The 1,217-nt window shown below is 58.9% G+C and carries 1 protein-coding gene; it reads right to left on the bottom strand.

What is annotated here, in order from left to right; translation table 11 throughout:
* Positions 1-18: 18 nt before the first annotated feature.
* A protein-coding gene (locus I6N89_RS25320) for an IS3 family transposase (RefSeq protein WP_419247641.1) occupies positions 19-1,160 on the bottom strand; the annotation gives its coding sequence in 2 pieces (ribosomal slippage) (positions 19-920 and positions 920-1,160; 1,143 coding nt in all).
* Positions 1,161-1,217: the final 57 nt, after the last annotated feature.

The following is a 1,217-nucleotide window of genomic DNA, read 5'->3' as shown; positions in this document are numbered from 1 at the left end:
TGAATAGCCCCGGGTTTCTTAGACGCTTTCGTGTCTCAGTTTGTGCTGCTGCTCGAAGTCGACGGGCGACAGCATTCCGTTGCGGGCGTGTTTGCGCTTCGGGTTGTAGAACATCTCAATGTAATCGAACACATCCTGCCTGGCTTCTTCGCGTGTTCGGTAGGTCCGTCGCCTGATCCGTTCACGCTTCAATAGGTTGAAGAAGCTCTCGGCGACCGCGTTGTCATGACAGTTCCCTCGGCGGCTCATCGAGTGCTCCAGATTGTGGGCCCGCAGGAATGCCGCCCAGTCCATGCTGGTATACTGGCTGCCCTGGTCCGAATGTATCAGGACCTTCTCCTTGGGCTTTCTTCGCCACGTCGCCATCAGCAGCGCTTGCAGGACAACGTCTGTCGTCTGGCGGCTCTGCATTGCCCAGCCGACCACACGACGCGAGAACAGATCGATGACCACGGCCAGATAAGCGAAGTTCTCCTGTGTCCGGATGTAGGTGATGTCGGTCACCCAAGCCGTATCCGGTGTCGCCACGTCGAACCGCCGATCGAGCGTGTTGTCGACGACCACCGAAGGCTTCCCGCCATACTTTCCCGGTCGGCGTTTGTAGCCGATCTGCGCCTTGATGCCGGCCAAGCTGGTTAGGCGGGCAACCCGGTTTAGGCAGACGCTTTCGCCCTGCTCGAGAAGATCGTCATGCAGCTTGCGGTGACCATAGACTTTGCCGCTGTCCAGCCACGCCTCCTTCAGCATCTCGGTCTGCCGCTTGTCTTCTTGGGCTCGCTTGCTCAGCGGTGCCTTCAGCCACGCGTAGAACCCGCTCGGCTGGATGCGCAGGCAGCGGCACATCGCCCGGACAGAAAACTGTCCGCGATGCTCGGCCACGAACGCGTATCTCACTTTGCATCCCTGGCGAAATACGCGGTCGCCTTTTTTAAGATATCCCGCTCCTCCGTCACTCTCAGGAGCTCACGCTTGAGCCGACGGATCTCAGCCTCTTTCTCGGCGTCACCAGATGACGCCTTCGCGAACTTCTTCTTCCAGGAGTAGAGCGAGTATTGGCTCACGCCCAGACGCTCGGCCACCTCCCTGACCGGGTAGCCCCTCTCCGTGATCTGCGCGACGGCGTCTTTCTTGAAATCGTCGCTGAACTTGGTGCTGCTCATCATGGCCTCCTTGCCTCAAAATTAGCAAAGAAAGCGTCCACGATACACGGGGCTATT

Source organism: Salipiger abyssi, assembly GCF_017311415.1.
Classification (GTDB): domain Bacteria; phylum Pseudomonadota; class Alphaproteobacteria; order Rhodobacterales; family Rhodobacteraceae; genus Salipiger; species Salipiger abyssi_A.
The sequence above is the reverse complement of the archived record's forward strand: the minus strand, read 5'-3'. Positions and strand labels throughout refer to the sequence as shown.